This is a genomic window from Bacillus sp. GC_Bacil_1 (assembly GCF_026540675.1).
Taxonomy (GTDB): Bacteria; Bacillota; Bacilli; order Bacillales; family Bacillaceae_G; genus Bacillus_A; species Bacillus_A cereus.
This window is the reverse complement of sequence record NZ_JALNUG010000004.1, coordinates 261,756-286,462: the sequence shown is the minus strand read 5'-3', so window position 1 is coordinate 286,462 and position 24,707 is coordinate 261,756. Positions and strand designations below refer to the sequence as shown.

The window sequence follows — 24,707 nt, the reverse complement described above, 5'->3', positions numbered from 1 at the left end:
AATGAGAAAGTTATTTACAGGAAGGTTTGAAGGATATTCATTAGCACATTTTCAAAAGGATCTTCTTTCAGGAATGATTGTTGGAGTTGTTGCGATTCCACTTGCTATGTCTTTTGCTATTGCCTCTGGTGTTAAGCCAGAGTATGGGATTTATACAACCTGTATTGCTGGAATACTCATTTCACTGTTTGGTGGTTCGAAGTATCAAATTGGAGGACCTACAGGTGCTTTTGTTCCGATTCTTTTAGGAGTTGTAATTACCTATGGATACGAAAATTTACTACTCGCGGGTTTGTTAGCTGGAATTATTTTATGTCTTATGGGAATCTTCAAGCTAGGCTCTTTAATTAAGTTTATTCCACGTCCTGTAACAATTGGTTTTACTTCAGGTATTGCTGTTATTATTTTTACGGGACAAATTGCTAGTTTTTTAGGTTTAACAGGTATAAAAAAGCATGAGGAATTTCTAGCGAATTTGAAGGAACTCTTCACTCATATCAATACTACCAATTTTTATAGTGTTATAACTGCTTTGATTTGCTTTTTTGTTATACTCATAACACCAAAGATTTTACCAAAAGTGCCTGGTTCATTAGTAGGTGTTGTTATTTCAACTGTAATTGCAACTGTATTTTTCTCAGGTTATGTACCTACTATTGGTACAGCATATGGTACGATTCCAAATACACTTCCTCAGTTTGATATACCAGAAATCACATTAGAACGTATAAAGCAGTTAATTGGTCCTGCATTTGTTATTGCGATGCTCGGTGGAATTGAATCACTTTTATCCGCTGTCGTGGCAGATGGTATGACAAATAGTAAACACAACAGTAACAAAGAGCTTATCGGTCAGGGGATTGCCAATATTGTTACCCCGTTATTTGGCGGAATTCCGGCAACTGGAGCGATTGCACGTACAGCAACTAATATTAAGAGTGGAGCTGTATCTCCGATGGCGGGTGTTATTCACGGAGGATTTGTGTTATTTACACTTCTACTGTTAGCACCATATGCTTCACATATTCCACTTGCTAGTATGGCCCCGATTTTAATGGTGGTAGCTTGGAATATGAGCGAGCAGAAACATTTTTATCACATACTTAAAATGAAGACGGGAGATTCTCTTGTATTATTGGTAACATTTTTACTTACTGTATTTACTAGTTTAACAACAGCTGTAGAGATTGGTCTTATATTAGCTATTATTTTGTTTACAAAACGTATGAGTAATGTGCTTGTCATATCAAAAGTGCTTCCTGATCATACAAAAAGAAATGAAAAATTGCTACCACATGTGGTAAATAAAGCTCATGATTGCCCACAAATTAGCATTTATACAATAGAAGGGCCATTATTTTTTGGGGCTGCTCAAACATTTGAACAAAATATTTTAGCGACTATTCATTATAAACCTAATGTTTTAATTTTACGTATGGGAAAAGTTCCTTTTATTGATACCACAGGAGAGTCTTACTTTAGGGATATTGTTCAGCACTTCAAAAAACAAGGTGGCGTACTTCTTATTTCTGGAATTCAATCAGAGCTAAAAGCCAATCTAGATAAGAATGGATTGTACGCTGAGATTGGGGAAGAAAACTTTTTTAATCATACCGGAGAAGCAATTAATTGTGCTTTAGGACATCTGAATACAAAAAAATGTATAGGGTGTAAGCATTTTGCTTTTCATGAATGTACAGGGCTTTCTCAGCAATCTTAGGAAATCAATACAATAAAGAATAAAGAAAATGCATTAGATTTTTAAAAATTTCACTTCACATACAAAGTTTGTTTGAGTTAATCTACTTTTTTAATCATTTTATTAAAAAAGTAGAGAAGAAGAAAGTTTGCTTTGGAGAATTTGGAGAAGATTTTTTACAAGGTGTGAACAAGTAGTTTTTTTATACATTCAACAAATAAGTATCAAACAGCAAGAAGAGAATATTTTCCCTACATTTAAACGAAAAACGAAAAACGGAAATTAAAAATAATATTTATTTAATAGAATAAACGAAAACGAGTGGAGGAAATAAAAATATGCCTAATTTACCAAATTGTCCAAAATGTAATTCAGAATACACTTACGAAGATGGGAATCTTTTTGTTTGTCCAGAATGTGCTCATGAGTGGACTTTAGAATTAGAAGCTGAAAATAGTGAAGATACAAAGGTAATTAAAGATGCAAATGGAAATATTTGAAATAGCTATAAGACTATTCTTTCGATGGTATGATGAAAGATGTGGAAAAGGAATAGGAATAGGTCTCAATCAGACCTCAATATTAATCTTCACCATTAGCAACAAAAAACCACCTCTCATAAAGGTGGTTTTTCAGTATTAATATATTTTAATTAATCACGTCTAAATGGACCTTTTGGAGCAATAAGCTCTAAATTAGTACCATCTGGATCACGGAAGTAGGCAACTCCTGTACCAAATCCAGTTTTCTAGCCGTCTTCTTGAAAGATAATTGGTTCGTCATCTGGGTGCTATCCTATGCCCATCAAGCTAACAAAATGGATTGCCTCTGAAACAAAAAATGATTTTTATTACTATAAAAAACGTAAAGTATCTGTTTTTAGAAAAAATTAATTTTTATAAATTGATGGAGATATAACTCAATTCTTTTATATATGTAGTTAAATATGATTGTCAGAATGAACTTAAAGTAATTATGATTTCTAGAAATACGAACTGATGTTTTGAATTGGTTTAAAGTTGCTGGAACAAAATAAAACCAATTGAGCAAAAAAACTTGCAAAAATAAAAAGAGAGATGTATATTAATTGATGTATCAATAATTGATATATCAATTAATATTTTAACAAGAAAGAAAAGGAATATTTTATGAAGGAAATGTTCGTAAATATCAGTGGAGAAGAACGCAAAATACTTATTCATGTTCTATTACAGATGCAAAAAAATGTAGAGAATATTAAAGAATAGAGAGTGTAGGGGGCAGAATAGTGTGGAAATAATCGCAGCTATTTTAGTCGGGATCGTAGCATTAGAACATTTGTTTATCATGATCCTTGAAATGTTTTTTATTGATTCAAAAGTAGCGAAACGTGCTTTCAAATTACCGAAGCATTTAGAAGGAGATCGAAACGTAGCCATTATGTTTGCAAACCAAGGTTTATATAATGGATTTTTAGCGGCTGGTCTCATTTGGGGACTTGTACTTGGGCTCAATCCAATTGGTTATATGGTCCAATTATTTTTCGTGATTTGTGTGGTGATAGCAGCTATTTTCGGAGGTTTCACATCTAATAAATCAATTATTGTGAAACAAGGACTTCCAGCTGTTTTAGCATTGGTTGCCCTTTTATGTATAATATAGAATCAAAGTTTTTCAATAAAAGAACTCATTTTTGAAAAGAATACGCTATTCTTTCTTTAGAATTATAGGAAAGGATGGCGTTTTTGTATGTCTATTTCTATATGTAGTGAATTATAACTATTCTCTCAAGGGACTCAACTGCTTTCAGCTTTTGGATATACTTTCATCCATCTTTGTTTCCTCCTATTGTTGGATAGTATAATAATTGATAAAAATTTTGATGAAATTGGATTATAACGATTGATCAAAAAAGTTAGTGATTAAAAATATTATTCTTTAGTACATACATTTTTAAGATGTTAAATATATTTCATAATAGTCTCTGTAAGATAGGGATAAGTAGAATAGTACTTTTTATAACTTTGAATGTCATTCATAATAGCACCAGTAAGAAGAAAACAAGCTTTACGGTACTACTAGTTACCAAAGATGTTACAGTAGTTTATTTAGAATCAGATTGATTGAAAGGTTGTACTATATGGCCTAATAATTTCGAAAAAATGTCGGTGTGGCATAAAACAATTATGGAGGTTAAAGATATGAGTACTTCAAATTTGAATGAAATAAGTAAACAAATTTTAAAAGAGGAGGAAACACTTCAATTTTCCTCTTTTACAAATGAAGATGCCTTGCAACTAGGTTTATTTATCGTTGAAACAGCAAAGCGAGAGGGGAAATTGATTGCTGTTGATATAACGAAAAATGGTGTGCAATTATTTCATTTCAAGATGACAGGGACAAATGAGGAAAATACGAAATGGATTGAGCGTAAAAAACGAGTCGTTTCCCTGCATGATCGTAGCTCGTATTATATGCAGATACAAAGTGAAATAACTGGGGTCTCCTATAATGAAAAATATCTTTTAGATACTTCAGAATACGCTGCGTTTGGTGGATGTTTTCCTATCAGAATAAAAAACGTAGGGGTTATTGGAATGATAACAGTTTCAGGATTACCACCAGAAGAAGATCACGAATTGGTAATAAGGGCAGTTAAAAATCATTTGAAGCAATAGTAAAAGTAAATGTGATGGTTAAGTAAAAGCCAAGAATGAACATATTATTGTTCGTTTTTGGCTTTTTATTATTTTTTCTTATAGTCGGCTAAGAGGGTTCTTTTACAGGTAGTACTTAATTTTGCAATGTTCTTTAAATTGCATTGTTTTGTTCGAGTGAGCGAAATTGCTGTAATTGAAGATGCTCTAAATTAATGTGAAATTTGGTGATTAAAGTAGATACATTTCATATTTGTGTAAATATGAAACAAGCAGGATACATGAATAGAGAATGGGTAAAATAGTACCGAATGATGATTAGATTTTATGAATGATGTTATAAGGCTTTTTTTAGGAAAACTGAAAGAAGCAGTGTGTTTAGATTTAGAATGACTGGCAATGGGTGCTAGGAAGTTCAATGATTCAAAAATGAACTCATTTAAACGCATATTATCTTCGAGATGTATCATTTTGAAGAATATTAAAACTTAGGAGGAACGGAATTATGACAAAAGATTTCTATACTGCACTGAAAGAAAGACGTACTTACTATGGGATTAATAAAGAGGTACAAGTATCGGATGAAAAAATTAAAGAAATCGTGGAGTTTGCTGTGAAATATACTCCATCCGCTTTCAATTCTCAAACTGCACGATTAGTTGTATTATTTGGTGAAGCTCATGATAAATTATGGGATATTACCACTGAAACATTAAGAAAAGTAGTTGGAGATGGAGATTTTTCAGGAACGCAACAAAAAATGGATTCTTTTAAAGCTGGTTATGGAACAGTATTATTCTTTGAAGATGAGGCTATCGTTAAATCGCTTCAAGAAAAGTTTGCTGCATATGCTGAAAACTTCCCAATTTGGTCACACCAAGCATCAGGTATGCACCAATTAGTCGTGTGGACAGGTTTAGAAGCAGAGGGATTAGGGGCATCATTACAACATTATAATCCATTAATTGACGATGAGGTAAAACAAGAATGGAATGTCCCTGCTAATTGGAAACTAATTGCACAAATGCCATTTGGTAATCCAACAGCTGCACCAGGTGAAAAAGAATTCCAACCACTTGAAGAGCGTGTGAAATTTCATAAATAATAAACATTATTCATAAGGAATGAGTAAAAAGATTCTAGTTATGAATTCAATCACAAGTGTAACGATATATATATTAAAAAAACACGAAGACATTTAAGTCTTCGTGTTTTTTTAATTCATTTTTGAAAGTGATAAAGGAGTATAGGCAAAGATATTTTATTGTCGAATGTTAAATATTTGTATATGTAAAATTACATATATTTAATGATTGATAATCATGAATTAATGTAACTATAATAATTACACTGGGAAATAACTTATGGACTACAGTTTTAAGTAACGAAGGAGGAATTTGTTTTATTGTATTTTGTATATAAAAAATAGAAAAGGAGATATGCAAATGAAAAGATTACTTGTTATAGGCATAATGTATACAATGTTTTTCCTCATAGGAAATATACACTTACATGCTGATGAACGAATAAATGCAAAAAAAATTACTAGTTTAGAAGAGCCTACTTGGATATTTCAGGCGGGCATAAGTAAGGGGAAATATCATGATCGACAAGATTTAGGATTTATTTTGAAGAGAAATACACCATTAAAGGTAAGACAAACAAATCCTAATTTTAAAGACAAATTAACATTACGTTTATTGTCTAATGACTCAAAAAATGAAAAATCCATACAAGTAGGAAATGAATGGGTTACTATCCAAGGTGATACGTCTTTAGTTCCTTTCATAGATACTCCGTATGGTGAAGAGCACGCTGTACTTGAGTACCAAGTAGGGAATGAAAGTGCTACTAAACCCCTTCCCATTTATAAACAACAAGGAAGTGTATCTCAATTTTTTAGTACATGGGATCAATTTGATGGAGAGTATGCGTTACTTCAAGGGGAGAGTTTTCAATTATTTGTACCTAAAAAAGATAAAGAGTTAGTAAGATCTTTAAAAGATTTTCAATCATTGGATGAGTTAATTGTGTATTATGAAGATATTTTTGTGATGTATGATTCAATTATTGGTTTAGATGGCTCAACGTTTGAAAATAAAAAAAGTCAAAATCGTTATTTCTTAAAAGCAGATATATCTGGTGCTGGCGGTGCCTATTATGGCACAAATTGGACAGCGAATAGTACAGATAGTACAAAGATGTGGTTAGATAAACTAAGTTGGGGAACTTTACATGAAATCGCTCATGGATACCAAGCTGGTTTTGATAATCAAGGAATATTTACAGGAGAAGTTTCTAATAATCTATTTGGTGTTCAATATCAATATAGTAAATACGGCAAAAAAGCAGATCAAGTTGGTTGGTTGTTTAATTTCGGGAAAAAGGAACAGGTAGAACGGAATTTATATAATGCTTTAATGAAAGAAAATAAAAATTATGATGATTTAGATTTACGACAAAAACTTATTCTTTTAACAATGGCGAAACAAAAAGCTGGCGATGAAGCATTTGCAAAAATGTATCAAGGTTATCGAAAACTAGCTAGCAATGCTGCTTTCAAAAAAGGTGACCATTCTTTACCAGATTTAATGAATCAGTATTATAGTGAGAATGGACAAGTTGATTTTACACCTGTTTTTGAAAGGTGGGGCTTTAAGCTTAATCACAAACAAATAGAGATGAATAGGGCGAAAGGTTTTCCGGCTGTTACTTCTTTAGCTTATATAGTGCCTGAATCACAATTAGCGAAAGCAAGAGCTATAGTTGATCCTGATATTCCGATAAACTCCAACTTCGAAATAGTTACGAATCAGCAAATTGCTCCACTTGGGCTAAAAGGGAATTTGCATATCCATTTAAATACAAATGAAATAGATACATTAAAAGGAGGAAAAATTAAATTAAAAGAAGGGAATACAGTTATTCAAGAGAAAACAATTGAAACAACAGATATCAATTTACAAGACGTACCAAATGGAGTGTATACGGTTGAAATTTCAGGTGGGAAAACGAATAGTATGTACCATTTCAGTTCGTATTATGCCTATGTAAAAGAAAAAGATAATAGTCTAAAGATTGATATTAACGAAATGAAAGTGAGTAAGTTGGTAAATGAAACGATTCAATTCCTAGGATTAGGAGATGACCAGTTTGCCGTATTAAATACAGACTTAGAGCAAAATCGAGCTATTTTTACGGTTACTACTAAAACGCCTCATAGCTATTATGCAGGTGAAAAATATGCATCGATAGAGGTCTTTAATGAAAAAGGTGAAAAAATTTATACGAAGGAAATGGAAGGAACAAATGTAACAATTGTAAAAGATATCATTCCACTAAAAGAGGGATATAGAATTAAAATCTATCATGATGAAATAAAAAAACGATTAACTAGTAAAGCTACTATTATTAATCCTATGAATAAAACGAATGAATTTATAATGACAAAATGGGGATTGAAAAATACTTATTTGAAAAATAATCCAGAAGAAAATCTTATGCAAAGAATTGATGAAGAAATGGAAGCAATTATAAATAATCCGGTTTTAAAAAAGATACCAATGCAAAAATTAGAAATGAAAAAGAATGTGTGGATGGCAATAAATATGTTATCAGAACCACAAAAAATAACATATATGGATAAATATAAAGATAGCTTATATAATGAGTAATTTTTGAGAAATGAAATGAATCTAAAAGTAACGACGCAATCTATCTATATTATGAGGAATCACAATTCATAAACAGTAGATAAACATAGATAGTTTGAAATATCTATGTTTCCAATTTTGAAAAAACATTTATTTAACTTAATAATAAGATTATAAAGGAGTAAGAATATGAATAATTTCGTAAAGGTAGGTTTAACTACAGGAGTGGTGTTATCGGCGATTATGCCTTATGGAGGAGTACATGCGGAAACAGAAGATTTAAAAGTGGAAACAAAGGAAGATACGTTCCGAACAGGTAATTTAACAGCACCTTCTCAAAATTCGGCAGAAAATGTAGCAAAGGATGCACTAAAAGGAAAAACAGAACAAGCATTATCATCAAAGCAAGTTAATACGGAATCCAAAGTTAATTATAATGTTACGCAAAGTCGTAAATCTTATGATGGTACTACATTGGTACGTCTTCAACAAACGTATGAAGGACGTGATGTATACGGATATCAACTAACAGCACATATTAATGATGATGGTGTACTTACGAGCGTTTCGGGAGATAGTGCCCAAGATTTACAACAACAGGAAGATTTGAAACAACCTATTACTCTATCAGAAGAGGATGCAAAGAAACAGCTTTTCAACATCTATGGAAATGATCTCACATTTATTGAAGAACCAGAAATTAAACAAGTGGTATATGTAGATGAAAATACAAATAAAGCTACAAACGCATATCAAATTACTTTTAGTGCATCTACACCTGAATATGTATCCGGTACAGTATTAATTGATGCTTTTGGTGGTAATCTATTAAAAGAACTCGTTCAAAAATTGGGTATACAAGTAGAGAGTAGTATTGTCCAATCTGCGACATCAAATAAATCAACAGATCCTTCAAAATTAACAGGTACTGGAAAAGATGACTTAGGTATTAATCGTACGTTTGGAATTACACAAAGAAGTGATGGAACGTACATGCTTGCAGATTATTCTCGTGGTAAGGGAATTGAAACATATACTGCTAATTATAAAGATTATAATAATTATAGAAGAAATGTATGGGGTTATCTCGATGATTTAGTAACAAGTAATTCTACAAATTTTACAGATCCTAAAGCAGTTAGTGCCCATTATTTAGCAACGAAAGTATATGATTTTTATCAAGAAAAATATGGCCGTAACAGCTTTGATAATAACGGACAAAAAGTAATTTCTGTCGTTCATGGTTGGAACACAAATGGTACGAATAAAGGAAATCCTAAGCAGTGGTTTAATGCATTTAGTAATGGCGCTATGCTAGTATACGGAGATCCAATTGTTAGAGCATTTGATGTGGCAGGACATGAATTTACACACGCGGTTACAAGAAATGAGTCTGGACTTGAGTACGCAGGAGAAGCTGGTGCAATTAATGAAGCGTTATCTGATATTTTAGGAGTAGCCGTTGAAAAGTATGCCAATAACGGAAAGTTCAATTGGACAATGGGAGAACAATCAGGTCGTATTTTTAGAGATATGAAAAACCCATCATCTATCTCTTCTAGATATCCAGAGGATTATAGGCATTATAATAACTTACCTATTGATGCTGACCACGATCATGGTGGTGTACACACGAACTCTAGCATTATTAATAAAGTAGCTTACTTGATTGCTAGTGGTGGAAGCCATAATGGAGTAAACATACATGGCATTGGAGAAGATAAAATGTTTGATATTTTCTATTATGCAAATACGGATGAATTAAATATGACTTCTGATTTTAAAGAATTAAAAGAAGCTTGTATTCGTGTAGCAACGAACTTATATGGTAAAGACTCATTAGAAGTACAAGCTGTCCAACAAGCCTTTAAAGCAGCGTATATTTAATATTATTGTGATGAATTACAAACTCTTTCATTTTAATATAGTGATTAATTTGTATTTATAGACAAAAACCTTGTAGAATTTTTCTGCAAGGTTTTTTTGAATGTTATCCCGCTATTTGCTGGGCAGTAAGACCCCCACCTCAAAATTTAGCTGTTATTTTTTTACTTGTTGTAAAGGATGGAAAGCTTTTAAGGTTGTGGCACGCCTTTTAAGAAAAAGATAAGGCGAAGCGATCTCGCTGTTATTTTCCAACAACAAACATTTGTTATTTGTATTATTTAGTGAAAGTTACCAAACGTTTTTCAAAACTATTTTACCTATTGCTTTATTTGACTCCAAATATTCATGTGCTTGTGCAACTTCATCAAACGTAAAAGATTTAGAATCTAGCAATGGACGAAGTTTTCCTTCTTCTACAATTTGCGTTATTTTCGTTAAGATTTCTCCGCAATCATTACGCTTATCTGTATGTAATATTTTTAACGCCATAAAAGTAACGTGCAGAGAGAGTCCTTTTGCGTGTAAAGGAGAGAGGTCATGGGTTGAACGAGCTGCAATAGTTACGACAGTTCCATTGACCGCAGCAGCTTCAAAAGAATGATCAAGATTCTTGCCGCCTACTGTATCAAATATAACTTCAAATCCGTTTCCATTCGTATGTTTTTGTACATATTCTTGAACAGATTCTTCTTTATAATTAATAGCTATATCGGCTCCTAAACGATGGGCTATTTCCATTTTGTTTTGCTGAGAAGCTGTTGTGAAAACTTTAGCGCCTGCCCATTTAGCTAGTTGAATGGCTACGTGTCCTACGCCACCAGTAGCTCCATGAATGAGCACATTTTGACCAGGTTTAATATTTGCACGATCAAATAAAGATTCCCAAGCTGTAATTGCAACTAATGGTAGAGCAGCAGCTTCTTCCATTGTTAAATTGTTAGGTTTGTGAGCAATTAATCGTGCATCAGCAAGCATAAATTCTGCAAGTGCACCTCCAGTTTCTTTAAAACCTCCGGCACATCCGTATACTTTATCCCCTGATTTGAATTTCGAAACACCTTCTCCTACTTCAATAACAATACCAGCTACATCGCCGTGTAATATAGCTGGAAACTCAGGAGCGACGGCTGAAACGGCACCACTACGCATTTTTGTATCGATTGGATTTACACTTGTTGCTTTTACATCGATTAGAACATGACCTGGTAAAAGTTTTGGTTTTGAAACTTCTTCTAATTGAAATACAGATGAATCCCCAAAAGAATGGATAATTTGTGCTTTCATAGTTTATACCTCCTGTTTGTGGTTATAGCATAGCAAAGTACGAAAAATAAGTATAATATTTTGAATTTTGTTAGTGAGAATTTTATATAGAGAAGGGGAAAGTACGTGAAATAATGTAACGTACTTGCGAAAGCAATTGTAAAGCTTTATGAAGAAAGGGTAGATGTTATTTTTGCAGCATGATTTATTCATTATGTTTATCCCGCTATTTGCCGGGCAGTAAGACCCCCGCCTCAAAATTCAGCGAAAGCAAAGAAGTTAGGTGGGAGTTGGGCTGCTCGTAAAAGCCCGATTGGTGAAGGCTAATAATCAGTGGGGATGAACAAAACCTCCACTGATTAAAGTTTCACTTTATTCGGAGCGACAGGGGATTTAGCGAAACGCAAAATTTACCCTGCTTTATATAAACTATTTAGTAATCAAAATATACCACAATCTATTTCAATTATCGGTATTGGCAGAAGGGCAATGTCAGGTGTGGAATTTCAAACAAAGGTGGAACAATCCCTTGCTACATTTTCTAGAATATCTTCTGATGACGAATCAGGAGTAGAAGAATTTATTAGCACATTTCGTTATTGTCAATTAGATACAGCGAATATAGTGGGCTATCAAGATTTACTGAGCCTTGTAAAAAAGCGTGAAACAGAATTAAATATTTCTGAAAACCGTATGTTTTATCTATCTGTTGTACCAGAAGTATTTGATGTGATTGCTTTAAATATTAAAGAGAGTGGATTGTGGACTACAAAAGGATTAAACCGTCTTATTATAGAGAAGCCTTTTGATTATAATGTAACGTCTGCTCGCGAGTTTAACCGGGAATTAATCGAAGATTTTGATGAAACTGATATTTATTATATCAATCATTATCTTTGAAAATGAATGGTAACTAGGAATACACTTAGAAAAGTATTACAAAATAAATAGTATTTAATTCAAGACATTTTTATTGACGATAATAATTTATGTGGTTAATATACTAGACATAGGATTACTTAATTACTAAAAGTAATTAGATATAAAATATTTCGTTAAGTTCTATAAATAAGTAAGTTGCAGTAGAAATGCTTTGAATTGCCACTATTAATATTGGGGACAATGAGAGAGCGAAAGGTATAAAAAGAATTGGAATTAGATAACTCTTTGTTTTTTATAAAAACAGGAAGTATAAGAGTATGAGCTTCTGTACAATTCATTTTTAGTATATTGACGAGGATTATACAACAAGAGGGGGACTGAACTTGGAATCAATGACCTTTGTTTTATTTGGAGCGACAGGGGACTTAGCGAAACGCAAAATTTACCCCGCGCTATATAACTTATATAGAGATCAAAAGCTTCCAAAGCAAATATCTGTTATCGGGCTTGGAAGACGTCAAGTATCTCATGAAGATTTTCAAGAAAGAATAAAAGAATCAATAGAGACGTTTTCTCGTCAGAGGGAAGAAGGTACTCCGGAACTGGAAGGTTTTTTAGATAATTTTCGCTATTGTCCATTAGATGTGAGTAAGCCGGAAGACTATGAGAGATTATTACAAGTCGTTCGTGAAAGGGAAGAAGAACTACATATAAAAGGTAATAGAATGTTTTATCTTTCCGTTGCTCCTGAATTTTTCGAGACGATTGCTTTAAATATTAAGGAAAGCGGACTTGATAAAACGGATGGATGGAAACGCCTGATGATTGAGAAACCGTTTGGGCACGACCTTACATCTGCTCGTGAGCTGAATGATAAGCTTAGTCGCACGTTTGAAGAAGACGAGATATACCGTATTGATCATTATTTAGGTAAACCGATGATTCAAAATCTTGAAGCGCTAGAATTTGCAAATCCTGTTCTCCAATCAATTTGGAATAAAGAACATATAGCGAATGTGCAAATCACAGCGAGTGAAACAGTTGGGGTTGAAGAAAGGGCAGGATATTATGACCAGGCAGGGGCCATTCGAGATATGGTTCAAAATCATATGTTACAAATATTAATGATGACTGCTATGAATCTGCCGGAAAAGGTTAATGCATGTGAAATTCGAGAGGAAAAGCGAAAGGTAATGGAAACGCTTCGTAAAGTGAAAAAAGAAGACGTTCAAAGCCATATCATTCGCGGACAATACGCTGCAGGTGAGATAAAAGGCGGGCAAGTTGTAGCATACAAAGAGGAGCCAGGAGTAAATCCTTCTTCTAACATAGACACATTTGTTGCTGCTCGCCTGTGGATCGATAATCCATTTTGGACTGGCGTTCCCTTCTATATACGAACAGGCAAACGAATGAAAGAAAAGTCTACTCGTATTGTAATCGAATTTAAAAATACGTTAAAACAGCAATATCAAGATAATAATCCAAATGCAGCACCTAACTTATTAATAATTGAAATTAGCCCAGGTGAGAACGTTTCATTACAGTTAAACAGTAAAAATCCATTGAAAAATGGAGAAATTGAACCGATGCGTATTAACTTTACTTGTGAGCAAGCGGATGTGGGAGTACCTGAAGCGTATGAAAGACTCATTCATGATGCTGTGAGTGGAGACGCTACATTCTTTGCACATTGGAGAGAAGTTGAATTGTCATGGGAATGGGTACAACCAATTCTTGAAGCGTTCGAGGAAAACTTATTACCGCTTCATGAATATGAGTCTGGTTCATATGGTCCAGAAGCGTCTAATGAACTGTTACAAGAAAGTGGATTTAAATGGTGGTTAGATCAAGAGACGGAAAAATAAGTACTTTCTTTCATGAAAGCATTTAGGGGGACGATTACTATGACACAAAACATAAATCAATTAGCAGTGAATACACTTCGTACGTTATCGATTGATGCTATTAATGCGGCAAACTCAGGTCATCCAGGTCTTCCGATGGGAGCAGCACCAATGGCTTATGCATTATGGGCGAATCATTTAAATTACAATCCTAATCACCCAGAATGGTTTAACCGTGATCGTTTCGTTTTATCGGCGGGACATGGATCTAGTCTGTTATATAGCCTGCTTCATTTAGCTGGATATGATGTTTCAATTGATGACTTGAAAAACTTCAGAAAGTTAAATAGTAAAACACCAGGACATCCTGAGTTTGGTCATACTTCTGGAGTCGAAGCGACGACAGGCCCGTTAGGACAAGGGATTGCCAATGCTGTCGGAATGGCAATGGCAGAAGCGCATTTAGCGGCGAAGTTCAATAAGGATAGTCACTCTATTATAAATCACAATACGTACGCTTTAGTCGGAGATGGTGACTTAATGGAGGGTGTCGCTTATGAAGCGATGTCAATGGCAGGACATATGAAACTTGGCAAGTTAATTGTACTGTATGATTCAAATGAAATTTCACTTGATGGTGAATTAGGCATTGCTTTCTCTGAAGATATTCAGAAAAGGGCAGAATCTGTACATTGGCAATATGTAAGAGTTGAAGATGGAAACGATGTCGATGCTATTACAAAAGCTATTCAATCAGCGAAAGAAAATACGGATCAACCTACTCTTATAGAAATTAGAACTATTATAGGTTATGGAAGTCCAAAAGTTGCTGGAACGAACAAAGCACATGGTAATCCGCTTGGCGTAGAAGAGGCAACAGCGACAAAACAAGTGTATGGTTGGGATTATGAGGAAGATTTCTTTGTACCTGAAGAAGTAAAAGCTCATTTTAATGAACTGAAACAAAAAGGTATTGAAAAAGAAAATGACTGGAATGAGCAGTTCAACTCATACAGAGAGTCGAACCCTGCACTAGCAGATGAATTAGAAAAAGCGATTACAGGTGATGTTTTAATTGAAGCGAAAGACATTCTATCCTTTGATATTGAAAAAACGATTTCCACTCGTGTTGCAAGTGGGGAAGCTATTAATCATTATGTGAAATCGATTCCTTCTATTTTCGGTGGAAGTGCAGATCTTTCTCATTCCACTATGACAGATATAAAAGGTGAAGCTGTGTACGCGGTAGAATCGTATGCTGGACGAAATATATACTTCGGTGTACGTGAACATGCAATGGGCGCGGCAGCGAATGGACTGGCTCTCCATGGAGGAGTAAAACCTTTCGTAAGTACATTCTTTGTATTTAATGATTACCTTCGTCCATCGATTCGACTGGCTGCACTGCAAAATTTACCTGTTACTTACGTATTTACACATGATTCGATTGCTGTAGGAGAAGATGGTCCAACGCATGAACCAATTGAACAATTGGCAGCGCTTCGAGCAATTCCTGGTCTAACAGTTATCCGTCCGTCAGATGCAAATGAAACAGCAAGTGCTTGGGCGTATGCTTTACAGCAAACGGATGGTCCAGTCGTTTTAGTACTGAGCCGTCAAAATTTACCGGTGTTTAATGAAACGAAAGCGAACATAGAGAATCTCTCTAAAGGAGCTTACGTATTAACACAAACAAATGAAAATCCGGATGTAATTTTAATTGCGACAGGTTCTGAAGTATCCTTAGCTGCTAGTGCGAAAGCAAAATTAGAAGAAGAACAAGTTTCTGTTCGCATCGTTGCAATGCCGAGCTGGGAGTTATTCGATCGCCAATCGAACGAATATAAAGAATCCGTTCTTCCGTCTTCTGTAACGAAACGAGTATCTCTTGAGATGGGTGTATCTCTAGGTTGGGAACGTTATGTAGGACAAGAAGGAAAAGTACTATCAATTGAAACATTTGGAGCTTCAGGAACTGGAGCTGAAGTCATGAATCTATTTGGATTTACGACAGAAAATGTTGTTCAAATTACAAAAAATGTGTTGAATTCTTAAGCTATGACTGTGAATACCTTTCTGTACATACGAACATTTCAGTGCTGAAAGGTATTCCAGATTGTAGTGATATGGATTTTTAATAAAAGATGATTTGAGGAGGAATTATATTATGCAAGTAGGATTAATTGGGTTAGGTAAAATGGGATTAAATTTAGGGAAAAATTTAATGGATCATAAACATGAAGTAGTAGCATTTGATTTAAATACGAGCGCAGTAGAAGAAATGAAAGAGTACGGGGCAACGGGTACATCTAGTTTAAGTGAACTTGTTCAGTCATTACAATCACCAAGAATTCTTTGGGTAATGGTACCACACGCTGTTGTTGATTCTGTTATTGATGAGGTTACACCACTTTTATCAAAAGGAGATATTTTAATTGAAGCTGGTAATTCACATTATAAAGAGTCTATCCGCCGATATGAGCAATTAAAGAAAGATGGCATTCACTTTATGGATGCAGGAACTTCTGGCGGAATGGAAGGCGCTCGTAATGGTGCTTGTTACATGATCGGAGGAGATCAAGAAGCTTGGGACATCGTTGAACCTATCTTCCGCGATACTGCTGTAGAAAATGGATTCTTATATGCTGGAAAAGCTGGTAGTGGTCACTTCTTAAAAATGGTTCATAACGGAATTGAATACGGTATGATGGCTGCTATTGGTGAAGGATTTGAGATTCTAGAGAAAAGTGAATTTGACTACGATTATGAAAAAGTATCAAGAGTATGGAACAACGGTTCAGTAATTCGTTCTTGGTTAATGGAATTAACAGAAAATGCATTTTCTAAAGATGCAAAACTGGATGAAATTAAGGGTGTTATGCATTCTTCTGGTGAAGGAAAATGGACAGTAGAAACAGCATTAGACCTTCAAACAGCAACTCCTGTTATCGCAATGTCTCTATTAATGCGCTACCGCTCATTAGACAATGATACATTTACAGGAAAAGTTGTAGCAGCTCTGCGCAATGAATTTGGCGGACATGCAGTAGAAAAGAAATAAAGTGAAACTTTAATAAATAGGGGCTTTATTCCATACCAATCGGGCTTTTACGGGATAAGCATATTAAACATGTAACTCATCAACGTTTAAAAACTGGAGGGAATTGATCATGAAATTTTTTATTGATACTGCAAATCTTGAGGACATAAAAAAAGCATATAAACTTGGAGTTTTAGCTGGTGTTACAACGAATCCTTCTTTAGTAGCAAAAGAGGGCGTTAAGTTTGAAGACCGTATCGCAGAAATTTGTCAGGCAGTACCTAAAGTTGAGTCTGTTTCGGCAGAAGTAACTCCAGATGCTGTTACAGCTGAAGAAATGATTGCTCAAGCAGAAGAATTAATTAAAATTAACGGTGGCGATAAAAACGTCACGATAAAACTTCCAATGACGCTAGCAGGATTAGAAGCTTGTCGCTATCTTACTGAAAAAGGTGTGAAAACGAACGTTACACTTATTTTCACTGTGAACCAAGCACTTTTAGCTGCTCGAGCGGGTGCAACGTACGTTTCTCCATTTTTAGGACGCTTAGATGATATTTCTGAAGATGGTGTATTATTAGTTGCTAAAATTGCTGAATTATTCGATGTTCATCAATTAGATACACAAATTATTGCGGCTTCTGTCAGACATCCAGATCATGTAACTCGTGTAGCGATGGCAGGTGCTCATATTGCAACAATTCCTTATAAAGTAATTGAACAACTTGCTATGCACCCATTAACAGACCAAGGTATTGAGAAGTTTGCTGCGGATTGGGCGAAAGCTCCTAAATTATAATGCATGAAAGTGAAGGTGCTTTCCGAAAATTGCTTTTCATGAGAGGACAAATCCTAAGTAACTTCATCGTTTAAACTGGATCCTGAGTTTGTAGTCTTACTACGTGAAAACAGCAGAGAAGAAAGTGTCATTCACTTTTAAAAAAGGAAAAATTGATCGCGCGAAGCATTTATCACAATAACATTATAATTATTAAAGAGAAATCCCCTTATTAGAGAGATGAGTTATAGTGTATCTCTAATAAGGGAGATTCTTTTTATATAAATCATTATGATGTGAAGATGCTTTTAAGTGTATAGCAATATGTAAAGGTATCTTTTACTCACGTAAGAACTATATAGGTTCTTTTAATTATATAGTAATTATGAAAGGGTTTACATAAAGGGGGATTGAGTATGAATATGTACCTTTTAATGATTACATTATTATCAATCGTAATTGTTATTTTAGGGGTGTCGTGGTGGAGATGGCATGCGTTTATTAGTTTAACGGTTGCAAGTTTGTTTTTAGCAATTATGTCTGGAATGCCAATGGATAAAATAGTGAGTGCTTATGAAACAGGAGTGGGAAGTGTTCTAGGGCATTTAGTAGGTATTTTAGTATTAGGTACAATTTTAGGGAAAATGATGGCAGAGTCAGGTGCTGGAATGCAAGTGGCAGAGTTCTTTATTAAATCCTTTGGGATAAAAAACTTACCATGGGCTATGTTAATTGCAGGTTTTATTATTGGAATCCCGGTGTTTTTTGAAGTAGGCATTTTAATATTACTGCCGTTAGTAATTTCAATTCATAAAACAACGAAACAAAATATTTTATTAATAACATTACCAGCAATTGCTGGGCTATCTGTCGTGCACGGTCTTATTCCTCCGCATCCAGGGGCCATAGTTGCAATTGGTATTTATAAAGCGAATCTTGGGAATGTACTAATGTATTCACTCATTATTACATTTTTTGCAGCGATTATTGCAGGTCCTATATTTGCGAAATGGATTCACAAACGTGTAATTCCTGAAAATGAGCCAGAATTGATTCGTGTAAATACAAAATCAACGAAATTACCAGGAATAGGAGTTTCATTTTTAGTTATATTGTTACCTGTTATGTTAATGGTTTTAGCTGCAGCAGCTCCTTATGTGCCTCTTTCTAATACTTTGATGAAGATTATCACATTAATCGGTAGTCCTATCATTGCACTATTGATTGCATGTTTTGCGGCGTTCTATTTTCTTGGATTTCGTCAAGGTATCGATAAAAAAGCTATTAAGAAGATAACAGAAGATAGCTTATTACCAATCGGTTCAATTGTTGCGATTATTGGTGCCGGCGGGGGTTTTAAGCAAATTCTTATCGATAGTGGGGTAGGGAATGCTATTGCTCAAATGTCTGAACATTTAGCTCTATCTCCAATTGTATTAGCATTTATAGTAGCTGGTTTAATTCGAATTGCGACAGGGTCAGCGACAGTCGCCTTAACAACAGCAGCGGGTATCGTTTCGCCAATCGTTGAAAATACAACAGGTGTGAACTTAGAGTTACTCGTTATTGCAACAGGTGCAGGAGCATTAATGTTTTCACACGTAAACGATGCTGGTTTTTGGATGGTAAAAGAATACCTAGGTTTAACAGTGAAAGAAACATTTAAAACATGGACAGTATTAGAAACGTTACTTTCATTTATCGCTTTTGGAGGAGTTTTACTACTCGATATGTTTGTTTAAAATAAGGATATTTTTATATGAATGTAGAGAGATAACTTTAGCACATAACGTTATGAATAGATAAAATAAATGTATTTTTATGGTTCTTATATTATTAGGATACTATAGGGATTTTTTGTTAGGAGGAAGAAATGGTGAGCTCAAAATATATGATTGGTGTAGACATTGGGACAACTAGTACAAAATCAGTTCTATTTTCAACTGATGGATCTGTTATTGCTAGTCATGGAATTGAATATCCTTTATATTCTCCTACGCCTGAAACAGCGGAACAAGACCCAGAAGAAATTTTTCGTGCAGTAATAAATACGATTAAAGAAACTGTACGATTAAGTAGTGTACAGCCAAGTGATATTCTTTGTGTCTCTTTTAGTTCGGCAATGCATAGTCTCATTGCTGTAGATGAAAAGGGGAATCCAGTAACGGGATGTATTACTTGGGCAGATAATAGAAGTGCAAGCTGGGCGGAGAAAATAAAGAATGATATGAATGGTCATGAAATTTACCTTCGTACTGGCACACCAATTCATCCTATGTCACCGCTTTCGAAATTAGTTTGGCTACAGAATGAGCAGGCAGAATTGTTTGCAAAAAGTTATAAATTTATTTCTATTAAAGAATATGTTTTTTACAAGTTATATAAAGAGTATGTAATTGATTATTCTATAGCGTCAGCAACAGGGATGTTTAATTTAAAATCTTTAAAATGGGATGAAGAGGCTTTACATGTTGCGGGAATTACAGATGAAAAGCTTTCTAAACTTGTTCCAACAACGCACAGTTTAACAGGATTAGATGAAGAGCTTGCCAAAGAGATGAATGTACTTGTTTCTACGCCTTTTGTAGTAGGAGCGAGTGATGGAGTACTATCTAATTTAGGTGTAAATGCAATAGATCCTGGCGTTGTGGCTGTTACCATTGGTACAAGCGGTGCGATACGTGCTGTAACAGATCGTCCTGTAACAGATCCGAAAGGTAGAATTTTTTGTTATGCGTTAACTGAAGACCATTGGGTAATCGGTGGACCAGTAAATAACGGCGGTATGATTTTCAGATGGGCTCGTGACCAATTAGGCACTTCAGAGATTGAACTTGCGAAGCGTTTAGGGAAAGATCCATATGAAGTACTTACTGAAATAGCGGCAAAAGTGAATCCTGGATCTGACGGTTTATTATTTCACCCGTATTTAGCAGGGGAAAGAGCTCCTTTATGGAATGCAAATGCACGAGGATCTTTCTTTGGACTCGGATTGCATCATAAGAAAGAACATCTTATCCGTGCTGTTTTAGAAGGAGTAATTTATAACTTGTATACCGTTCTTCTCGCTTTAAAAGAGTTAATTGGCGAACCGAAAAAAATTCAAGCGACAGGCGGCTTTGCAAGGTCGGAACTTTGGAGACAGATGATGGCGGATATCTTCTATCAAGACGTATATGTTCCGGAAAGTTTTGAAAGCTCTTGCTTAGGAGCTGCAATCCTCGGTTTATATAGTTTAGGTGAAATAGATACATTATCCGTAGTTTCTGAAATGGTAGGTGCAGATTTTCATCATGAGCCAAACATGGAAAGTGTGGAAAAATATAAAGATTTAACGCCAATCTATATTCGTCTGTCCCGTCAATTGGAAGAAGAATATGAAAGTATAGCAGCGTATCAAAAAAAATGGGTTTAAAAGCTATTTACCAAGAAAATATGGTAACGTATAAAGAAGTACTCCGATTTTTTTGGATACTCTTTCAACATAAAATATTTTAAGAAGCATGATGAACGTAAAATATAGGGAGAGAGGGTTATGAAAATGAAGGATAACAAAGAGTTTATTGGATATGTTGGAACTTACACGAAAGAAAAAAGCGAAGGAATATATAAGTTTACTTTAGACACAGAAGCAAAAAAAATTAGTAATGTAACACTTGCCGCTAAGCTAGATAACCCTACATATGTAACGATTAACCAAAATAATGAATATCTCTATTCTGTTGTTAAGGAAGGCGAATCTGGCGGTGTAGCTGCGTATTCCATTGATAGTCATACTGGAGAACTAAAAGCGAGAAATAGACAAGTAGTAGAAGGTGCTTCTCCTTGTCATATTAGTGTTGATAGTGGAAATCATACAGTAGTTACAGCGAATTACCATAAAGGAACGATTGAGTCTTTTGAAATAAATGAAGAAGATGGAACTGTAAATCCTGCTTCATCTATTATGGCGCATGAAGGTTCAGGTCCGAATAAAGAAAGACAAGAAAAACCACATGCACATTACGCGGGGTACACTCCTGATGAAAAATATGTAGTGGGCGTTGATTTAGGGATAGATAAAATAATTACGTATGAAGTAAAAGATAGTACATTAACAGAAGTGAATCGTTTATCTGTAAATCCAGGAAGTGGTCCAAGACATATTACTTTTCATCCGAATGGAAAGTATGCGTATGTGATGACGGAGCTTAGTTCAGAGATTATTGTGTTAACATATAATCCTGCAGAAGGATCCTTTACAGAATTACAGTATATTTCTACTGTTCCAGAACAATTTGATGAAAATAATCAAGGAAGTGCGATTCATATTTCTTCTGACGGCCGTTTTGTATATGCAGGTAATCGTGGTCATAATAGTATCGCTGTTTATAGCGTAGATCAAAATTCAGGTCAGCTTACATTTGGTGAACACACATCTACAGAAGGAAATTGGCCAAGAGACTTTGTATTAGATCCTACTGAAAAGTTCCTTGTTGCTACAAATGAAAAGTCACATAATCTTGTGTTATTTTCAAGAGATGAATCTACAGGTAAGTTAACACTTTTACAATCTGATGTTGCTGTGCCAGAGCCTGTTTGTGTGAAGTTTGTAAATGTTTAAGTTGTGTTCGATATAATTTCATAAACTCAGAAAATAATAAAAAGCAAAGCGATATCGCTTTGCTTTTTATTATTTCTTTTTCGGTCTACGTACTAATTCGCCGCCGCAGTTTGGACAAACGTTATGTCTTTCTTCTGTACATGGTGCGCAAAATGTACATTCATATACACAAATGTATGCTTCAGAATCTTGTTCGAGCGATTGATCGCAAATTTGACAGTTTGTTTTCATTTCTAGTGCCATAATAAGTCTCCTTTTTAGTTAGAAAATTTATAATTTAATTATAATTCATTAAATAGAAATAGTCCTTTTCAATTGAAAGGAAATCGAATGATAAAGTTATGAATTGAAACGAAAGATGCTGGTTTATTTTAAAATTGATTATTTATTACAGTTGGAATATTATGAAATAGTCAAAAGACAACAGGGGGTATAGATTTTGACTAATCATAACGATCATTTAAAAGCAAACTGCGAAAAATGCTTCGGTCTATGTTGCGTTGCATTACCGTTCGCAGCATCGGTAGATTTTGCAGTGAATAAAGATGGTGGTAAACCATGTTCCAACTTACAATCAGATTTTAAATGTAGTATACATAAAAATCTTAGAGGAAAAGGTTATAAAGGTTGTACAGTATTTGAGTGTTTCGGTGCTGGACAGAAGATTTCTCAGGGTACGTTTAAAGGGATTGATTGGCGGAAAGATGCAAAGCATGCAAGAAAAATGTACGATGCTTTTCCAGTTATGCATCAACTTCATGAAATGCTTTGGTATTTGAATGAGGCGATTCTTTTAAAGGCAACACAGCCAATTCATAAAGAGCTGGAGAACGCAATTGAGGAGACAGAGCGACTTTCGAATTTAAATCCAGATGAGTTAATGAAAATAAATGTTCCAATGCATAGGGCAGAGGTGAACATTCTTCTTTTAGAAACGAGCGAATTAGTATGGAAGGAAATGAATACTGCGCGTAAGAAACGAATCATTCACCGCGGAGCAGACCTTATGGGAGCGAATCTGAAAAAGAAAAATTTACAAGGTGCAAATTTAAGAGGAGCTTACTTAATTGCGGCTAACTTAAATGGTGCAGATTTAAGAGGGGCAGATCTCATCGGAGCAGATTTGCGAGATGCAGATATTCGCGGGGCTGATTTTACTAATAGTATTTTTCTGACGCAAGTTCAAGTTAATGCTGCTAGAGGGGACAAACATACGAAATTACCGAAATTATTGTCTCGTCCATCGCATTGGAGTGCGTAAAGAGTGAGGAGTATTTTGTGGAGATATTTCAGTATTTAGAAGAGATGCAAGAGGATGTCTTTTCGTTAGCAGTAGAGCAAATAGAAGCGAAGTATTATGATATATACCGATTTGTATTGGTTTTCACGACCAAGATCCAATAATGCGAACAGGCAGAGACTAAGAATCTCTGCCTGCTTTTTATTTCTTTTCAAAAGTAGTAATTAAAACGCTACATATAATAAGAATACCACCAATAAAAAAGTTACTATTTAATGTTTCATTTAAGAGCAACCAACCAAGTAACGATCCAACGATAGGTTGGAAGAAGAAAAATAAGGAGCCGATGCTTGCATCCAGTAATTCTAATCCTTTATTCCAAAGGAAAAAGGCACCTGCTGTTGAGACGATTCCTAAGTATAATATGCCTAATATTACGTACGTATTTACTGTTCCGATAGAGGCCGCTTGTAGCTCCCATATCATAAAAGGTGTAATAAAAAAGAGTGAAAAGAAAATTGCGTACGTTGTAATAACTAAGGATGAAAATTGGATTGAAGCGATTTTTACATAAATAGATAGTAAAGCCCACGTAATAGCGGCTCCAACTAAAATGATTGTTCCGATAAAATAGGAGCCGATTTCAATATCCCATCCGATTACGATAATGACGCCGATTGTCGCTATTATAGTAGATAAAAGTCTACGAGCGGTTAGTTTTTCTTTCAAAATGAGCGCTGCAAATATAACCATAAATGCAGGTGTAGCTGATGTAACTAACGAGCCTGTATGAGCGTCGGATAATTTTGTTCCGATAAATTGGCATGTGATCGAAATGAAATAGCCGATAAATCCAATCCAAGCAAATAGGAGCCAATCTTTTTTGCGAATGGTTACTTTTTTCTTTTGCTTTTTCTCAGCTAGTTTCAAAATGCCATATAAAACAACAAAAGCGATAATAAAGCGTAGCCAAACGAGTGTTAGTGGTGGGATAAAATCGAGTACGTATTTGCTAACAACATACATACCGCCCCATATACTTGCTGCTAGTGATAAGTATATAGCTCCTAAAATTGTTTGTTTCATTTGAAATACCTCCGTCTATTTTTAGGGTAATATGAGCTCCCTAAGACGAGGCATAGTGTATGTGCTAAATGAATGCCCGTCTTAGTTTATAGA

General features: G+C 34.7%; 18 protein-coding genes and 3 pseudogenes. 17 read left to right on the top strand and 4 right to left on the bottom strand.

Translation table 11 applies throughout. The features are described 5' to 3' along the window. The first annotated feature begins 1 nt into the window (after position 1). Positions 2 to 1,720 (top strand): SulP family inorganic anion transporter, encoded by a 1,719-nt coding sequence (locus OXT04_RS08810; protein WP_267414153.1) that lies wholly within the window; start codon positions 2 to 4, stop codon positions 1,718 to 1,720. A 317-nt stretch (positions 1,721 to 2,037) separates the two neighbouring features. Beyond that, positions 2,038 to 2,196: pseudogene (locus tag OXT04_RS08805) on the top strand (alkylphosphonate utilization protein); the annotation flags it as partial. A 155-nt stretch (positions 2,197 to 2,351) separates the two neighbouring features. Here the strand turns inward: OXT04_RS08805 and OXT04_RS08800 are convergent. Further along, positions 2,352 to 2,486 (bottom strand): annotated as a pseudogene (locus OXT04_RS08800) (VOC family protein); the annotation flags it as partial. A gap of 482 nt (positions 2,487 to 2,968) precedes the next feature. Between OXT04_RS08800 and OXT04_RS08795 the strand changes: the two are divergent. From OXT04_RS08795 to OXT04_RS08775, 5 genes are all read left to right on the top strand, one after another. After that, on the top strand, positions 2,969 to 3,340 hold the full coding sequence (locus OXT04_RS08795; protein ID WP_000402471.1) for a DUF1304 domain-containing protein: 372 nt from the start codon (positions 2,969 to 2,971) through the stop codon (positions 3,338 to 3,340). Between the two features lie 500 nt (positions 3,341 to 3,840). Beyond that, the gene (locus OXT04_RS08790; protein ID WP_139016290.1) at positions 3,841 to 4,356 is read left to right on the top strand and encodes a heme-degrading domain-containing protein; all 516 of its coding nucleotides are present in this window, start codon (positions 3,841 to 3,843) and stop codon (positions 4,354 to 4,356) included. Positions 4,357 to 4,840: 484 nt separating this feature from the next. Then, complete coding sequence (locus OXT04_RS08785; RefSeq protein WP_000158938.1) at positions 4,841 to 5,440, top strand: nitroreductase family protein; 600 nt, start codon at positions 4,841 to 4,843, stop codon at positions 5,438 to 5,440. Positions 5,441 to 5,774: 334 nt separating this feature from the next. Continuing rightward, a complete protein-coding gene (locus tag OXT04_RS08780; protein WP_140158971.1) occupies positions 5,775 to 8,009 on the top strand; it encodes a putative mucin/carbohydrate-binding domain-containing protein in 2,235 nt (744 codons plus the stop codon). A gap of 168 nt (positions 8,010 to 8,177) precedes the next feature. After that, a complete protein-coding gene (locus OXT04_RS08775; protein WP_001058947.1) occupies positions 8,178 to 9,875 on the top strand; it encodes a M4 family metallopeptidase in 1,698 nt (565 codons plus the stop codon). A 288-nt stretch (positions 9,876 to 10,163) separates the two neighbouring features. Here the strand turns inward: OXT04_RS08775 and OXT04_RS08770 are convergent, their stop codons facing one another. Then, a complete protein-coding gene (locus OXT04_RS08770) occupies positions 10,164 to 11,159 on the bottom strand; it encodes a zinc-dependent alcohol dehydrogenase family protein (RefSeq protein WP_000647254.1) in 996 nt (331 codons plus the stop codon). A gap of 363 nt (positions 11,160 to 11,522) precedes the next feature. Here OXT04_RS08770 and OXT04_RS08765 point away from each other — a divergent pair. From OXT04_RS08765 to OXT04_RS08730, 8 genes and pseudogenes are all read left to right on the top strand, one after another. After that, positions 11,523 to 12,038 (top strand): annotated as a pseudogene (locus OXT04_RS08765) (glucose-6-phosphate dehydrogenase); the annotation flags it as partial. A 365-nt stretch (positions 12,039 to 12,403) separates the two neighbouring features. Further along, the gene (gene zwf, locus OXT04_RS08760) at positions 12,404 to 13,888 is read left to right on the top strand and encodes a glucose-6-phosphate dehydrogenase (RefSeq protein ID WP_000445359.1); all 1,485 of its coding nucleotides are present in this window, start codon (positions 12,404 to 12,406) and stop codon (positions 13,886 to 13,888) included. Between the two features lie 39 nt (positions 13,889 to 13,927). Further along, positions 13,928 to 15,922 carry a transketolase gene (tkt, locus tag OXT04_RS08755; protein WP_000193055.1) on the top strand — a complete coding sequence of 665 codons (1,995 nt, stop codon included), beginning with the start codon at positions 13,928 to 13,930 and terminating at the stop codon, positions 15,920 to 15,922. Between the two features lie 112 nt (positions 15,923 to 16,034). Then, a complete protein-coding gene (gene gnd, locus OXT04_RS08750) occupies positions 16,035 to 16,928 on the top strand; it encodes a phosphogluconate dehydrogenase (NAD(+)-dependent, decarboxylating) (protein WP_001195925.1) in 894 nt (297 codons plus the stop codon). 109 nt (positions 16,929 to 17,037) lie between these two features. Further along, a complete protein-coding gene (gene fsa / locus OXT04_RS08745; RefSeq protein ID WP_000667692.1) occupies positions 17,038 to 17,706 on the top strand; it encodes a fructose-6-phosphate aldolase in 669 nt (222 codons plus the stop codon). Positions 17,707 to 18,101: 395 nt separating this feature from the next. After that, positions 18,102 to 19,427 carry a gluconate permease GntP gene (gene gntP, locus OXT04_RS08740; protein WP_267414152.1) on the top strand — a complete coding sequence of 442 codons (1,326 nt, stop codon included), beginning with the start codon at positions 18,102 to 18,104 and terminating at the stop codon, positions 19,425 to 19,427. A gap of 131 nt (positions 19,428 to 19,558) precedes the next feature. Next, positions 19,559 to 21,100 (top strand): gluconokinase, encoded by a 1,542-nt coding sequence (gene gntK, locus OXT04_RS08735; RefSeq protein WP_267414151.1) that lies wholly within the window; start codon positions 19,559 to 19,561, stop codon positions 21,098 to 21,100. Positions 21,101 to 21,220: 120 nt separating this feature from the next. After that, on the top strand, positions 21,221 to 22,288 hold the full coding sequence (locus OXT04_RS08730) for a lactonase family protein (protein ID WP_097997576.1): 1,068 nt from the start codon (positions 21,221 to 21,223) through the stop codon (positions 22,286 to 22,288). A gap of 69 nt (positions 22,289 to 22,357) precedes the next feature. On the opposite strand, the gene OXT04_RS08725 is transcribed toward OXT04_RS08730, so the two are convergent. Then, on the bottom strand, positions 22,358 to 22,531 hold the full coding sequence (locus tag OXT04_RS08725) for a DUF1272 domain-containing protein (protein ID WP_001162788.1): 174 nt from the start codon (positions 22,529 to 22,531) through the stop codon (positions 22,358 to 22,360). Positions 22,532 to 22,727: 196 nt separating this feature from the next. Between OXT04_RS08725 and OXT04_RS08720 the strand changes: the two genes are divergently transcribed. Together OXT04_RS08720 and OXT04_RS08715 are read left to right on the top strand one after the other, a co-directional pair. Continuing rightward, positions 22,728 to 23,549 carry a pentapeptide repeat-containing protein gene (locus tag OXT04_RS08720; RefSeq protein ID WP_000181428.1) on the top strand — a complete coding sequence of 274 codons (822 nt, stop codon included), beginning with the start codon at positions 22,728 to 22,730 and terminating at the stop codon, positions 23,547 to 23,549. Between the two features lie 17 nt (positions 23,550 to 23,566). Continuing rightward, positions 23,567 to 23,692, top strand: coding sequence for a hypothetical protein (locus OXT04_RS08715; RefSeq protein WP_254904540.1), 126 nt, complete (start codon positions 23,567 to 23,569; stop codon positions 23,690 to 23,692). A gap of 37 nt (positions 23,693 to 23,729) precedes the next feature. Here OXT04_RS08715 and OXT04_RS08710 read toward each other — a convergent pair whose 3' ends face one another. After that, positions 23,730 to 24,614: a DMT family transporter gene (locus tag OXT04_RS08710; RefSeq protein WP_000814761.1), complete on the bottom strand. Its 885-nt coding sequence runs from the start codon at positions 24,612 to 24,614 to the stop codon at positions 23,730 to 23,732. Positions 24,615 to 24,707: the final 93 nt, after the last annotated feature.

Bases quoted from the DNA above. Each gene is read 5' to 3' on its own strand.
- OXT04_RS08810 (WP_267414153.1), top strand. From the start codon at position 2: ATGAGAAAGTTATTTACAGGAAGGTTTGAAGGATATTCATTAGCACAT.
- OXT04_RS08790 (WP_139016290.1), top strand. From the start codon at position 3,841: ATGTCGGTGTGGCATAAAACAATTATGGAGGTTAAAGATATGAGTACT.
- OXT04_RS08785 (WP_000158938.1), top strand. From the start codon at position 4,841: ATGACAAAAGATTTCTATACTGCACTGAAAGAAAGACGTACTTACTAT.
- OXT04_RS08780 (WP_140158971.1), top strand. From the start codon at position 5,775: ATGCAAATGAAAAGATTACTTGTTATAGGCATAATGTATACAATGTTT.
- OXT04_RS08775 (WP_001058947.1), top strand. From the start codon at position 8,178: ATGAATAATTTCGTAAAGGTAGGTTTAACTACAGGAGTGGTGTTATCG.
- OXT04_RS08770 (WP_000647254.1), bottom strand. From the start codon at position 11,159: ATGAAAGCACAAATTATCCATTCTTTTGGGGATTCATCTGTATTTCAA.
- tkt (WP_000193055.1), top strand. From the start codon at position 13,928: ATGACACAAAACATAAATCAATTAGCAGTGAATACACTTCGTACGTTA.
- gnd (WP_001195925.1), top strand. From the start codon at position 16,035: ATGCAAGTAGGATTAATTGGGTTAGGTAAAATGGGATTAAATTTAGGG.
- fsa (WP_000667692.1), top strand. From the start codon at position 17,038: ATGAAATTTTTTATTGATACTGCAAATCTTGAGGACATAAAAAAAGCA.
- gntP (WP_267414152.1), top strand. From the start codon at position 18,102: ATGAATATGTACCTTTTAATGATTACATTATTATCAATCGTAATTGTT.
- gntK (WP_267414151.1), top strand. From the start codon at position 19,559: ATGGTGAGCTCAAAATATATGATTGGTGTAGACATTGGGACAACTAGT.
- OXT04_RS08730 (WP_097997576.1), top strand. From the start codon at position 21,221: ATGAAAATGAAGGATAACAAAGAGTTTATTGGATATGTTGGAACTTAC.
- OXT04_RS08725 (WP_001162788.1), bottom strand. From the start codon at position 22,531: ATGGCACTAGAAATGAAAACAAACTGTCAAATTTGCGATCAATCGCTC.
- OXT04_RS08710 (WP_000814761.1), bottom strand. From the start codon at position 24,614: ATGAAACAAACAATTTTAGGAGCTATATACTTATCACTAGCAGCAAGT.